This window comes from Roseateles sp. P5_B10 (assembly GCF_056400485.1).
The window spans coordinates 1-2,816 of sequence record NZ_JBFULE010000689.1 but is presented as its reverse complement, the minus strand read 5'-3'; the positions used below and the strand labels follow the sequence as shown (position 1 = coordinate 2,816).

Sequence of the window (2,816 nt, the reverse complement as noted above, 5' to 3'; positions counted from 1 at the left end):
GCCCTCACCGGCCCGCCCGACCCGCCGATACTTCCGGCTCCAAGAAGCCGCCCAAGCCCAAGCGTTGAAGCCTGCCGACACCACCACCCCCGCGCCCGCGCCTCAGCGCTGGCGCTGGCTGGCGGTTCTGCTTTTCGTGGTGCTGCTCTGGGGCGTCGTCGAGGTCACCGGCCTGCGCCAGCAGATCAGCCTGCAGGCCGTGCGCGAGGGTTTCGCCCAGCACCGGCTCTGGGGCTTTGCAGCCTTCACGGCGATGTTCGTGCTGGCCAACCTGGCACACATTCCCGGCGCCTTCTTCCTCGCCGCGGCGGTGCTGGCCCTTGGGCCGGCGTGGGGCGCGTTGACGACCTATGTCGCGGCCTGCATCGCCTGCACGGTGACGTTTGTCGTCGTGCGCGCCCTGGGTGCCGACGCGCTGCGTGAGCTGGACAACCGGCTGGCGCGCCGCCTGTTCGCGAAGCTGGACGCCCATCCCGTGCGCAGTGTCGTGCTGCTGCGCACGGTCTTCCACTCGGTGCCGGCGCTGAACTACACGCTGGCGCTGTCCGGCGTGCGGCTGCGCGACTATGTCATCGGCACGCTGCTGGGCCTGCCCCTGCCCATCCTGGTCATCACGACGCTGTTAGACACGCTCGCCGTCTGGATGGGGTGGGCCGCGCATTGACCCCGGCCTGGCAGGGCCTCGCGGCGCTGGCGATGATGGAGTGATGACCTCGTCCACCTCCCGCCAGCTCTGGCTGCTGGCCCTGGCCAATTTCGCCATCGGCATGGGCGCCTTCGTGGTCGTCGGCGTGCTGTCGCCGGTGGCGCTGGCCTTCGGCGTCGACCGGGCGCAAGCCGGTGCGCTGATGAGCGTCTATGCCGGCACCTATGCGGTCGCCTCGCCGCTGCTGGTGGCGGCCACTGGGAGGCTGGACCGAAGGCGGCTGATGTCCATCGGCCTGGCATTGTTTGCGCTGGGTGCCGTGATGGCCGCGCTGGCGCCCAGCTTTGCGCTGCTGCTGGCGGCACGCGCCGTGATGGCCCTGGGCGGCGGCCTGGTCACGCCGGTGGCCGCCTCGGTCGGCGTCGCGCTGGCCGGGCCGGGCCAGCAGGGGCGCGCCCTGGCTATCGTCTTCGGCGGGTTGACGCTGGCCCAGGTGCTGGGCATTCCGGCCGGCGCCTGGCTGGGCTATGCGCTGGGCTGGCAGGCGGCCTTTGTCGTCGTTGCCGTGCTGACCTTGCTGAGCCTCGCCGCCATGGTGGTGGCCCTGCCGGCCGGCATCGCGGTGCCGGTGGCCAGCCTGAAGAGCCTTGGCGCCGTGCTGCGCAGTGGCCGGCTGATGGGGGCAGTGGCCTTCACGGCACTCTTCATCGGCGCGCTCTATGTTTGCTACACCTTTGTGGCGCCACTGCTGGAGTCCGTCTAYGGCCTCAGCCGCGACGGCGTGACCGGCATGCTGCTGCTGTTCGGCCTGGGCGCCGTCGCCGGCAATGCAATGGGCGGCCGGCTGACCGACCGCATCGGGTCGCGCCGCACGCTGGTGCTGCTGTGCCTGGCACAGTGCCTGCTGATGCCGGCGCTGACCCTGCCGACCTGGCCGCTTGCGGTGATGGGGGCGCTGGTCTTCACCTGGAGCGTGTTCGGCTGGAGCTTCATGGTGCCGCAGCAGGCGCGGCTGGCGGCGCTGGACCCGGCCCGGCTGCCGGTGCTGTTCGCGTTGAACGCCTCGGCCATCTATGTCGGTGCGACGCTGGGCGCCAGCGTGGGCGGCATGGTGCTGAAGGGGCTCGGCCTGCATGCGCTGGGCCTGTTTGGCGCCGCGCTGGCCCTGCTTGGTCTGGCGTCTTTGGCATTCCGTCGCTGACCTTGGACAGGGGCCGACGAGCACCGGATACTGGCTGTTCCACAAGGAGACACTCCCTATGAAGACTTGGCTGATCGCCACTCTCGCCACTTCCGCCATGTTTGCTGCTGCGGGCGCACAAGCTCACGACGCCGACCCGCTGAAAGCTGCCGTTGCCGCCGACACCCGGCTGGTGGGCAATGTCGCCCGCGATGCGCAACGCCACCCCTACGAAACGCTGAGCTTCTTCGGCATCAAGCCGACCGACACCGTCGTCGAACTCGCCCCGGGCGGTGGTTGGTTCACCGAGATCCTTGCCCCCTATCTGCGCGAAGGAGGTCAGCTCTATGCGGCCGACGGCGGCAGCGCGCGCTTCAAGGCCAAGATGGATTCGATGGGCGTCTACGGCAAGGTCAAGATCACGGCCTTCGACCCGGCCAAGGGCGTGTTTGACATCGCCCCGGCCGGCAGCGCCGATGCGGTGCTGACCTTCCGCAATGTGCACAACTGGATGAACGGTGGCACGGCCCAGGCCGTCTTCGACGCCGCTTTCAAGGCGCTGAAGCCTGGCGGCACATTGGGGGTCGAGGAGCACCGGCTGCCGGTCTCGCGCACCCAGGACCCCAAGGCCCCGAGCGGCTATGTGCAGGAGGCCACCGTCATCAAGTTCGCCGAGAACGCGGGTTTCAAGCTTGCCGGCAGAAGCGAGGTCAACGCCAACCCCAAGGACACGGCCGACCACCCCGACGGCGTCTGGACGCTGCCGCCGACCTATGCGCTGAAGGACAAGGATCGCTCGAAGTACCAGGCCATCGGCGAGAGTGACCGCATGACGCTGAAGTTCGTCAAGCCCTGAGAAGGCATTCGCACCTTCTTCGCCCGCGCCCACTCATGAGACATGCTGTGATCGGGTACGGCCGGCTGGCCAGGGCGCTGGTGCCGGCGTTCCGAGCGGCGGGCGAGGAGGTTGTCGTTGGTCGGCGCTCGCCG

Annotated in this window: 3 protein-coding genes; all 3 read left to right on the top strand. The window is 69.3% G+C overall.

Annotated elements, in window-relative coordinates:
- The coding region (locus AC1DU6_RS26035; protein ID WP_477860657.1) for a TVP38/TMEM64 family protein at positions 1-664 on the top strand (664 nt) is incomplete at its 5' end.
- A gap of 43 nt (positions 665-707) precedes the next feature.
- Positions 708-1,847, top strand: coding sequence for an MFS transporter (locus AC1DU6_RS26030; protein ID WP_457322633.1), 1,140 nt, complete (start codon positions 708-710; stop codon positions 1,845-1,847).
- Positions 1,848-1,905: 58 nt separating this feature from the next.
- Positions 1,906-2,682: a class I SAM-dependent methyltransferase gene (locus AC1DU6_RS26025; RefSeq protein WP_457322634.1), complete on the top strand. Its 777-nt coding sequence runs from the start codon at positions 1,906-1,908 to the stop codon at positions 2,680-2,682.
- The last annotated feature ends 134 nt before the right edge of the window (positions 2,683-2,816 follow it).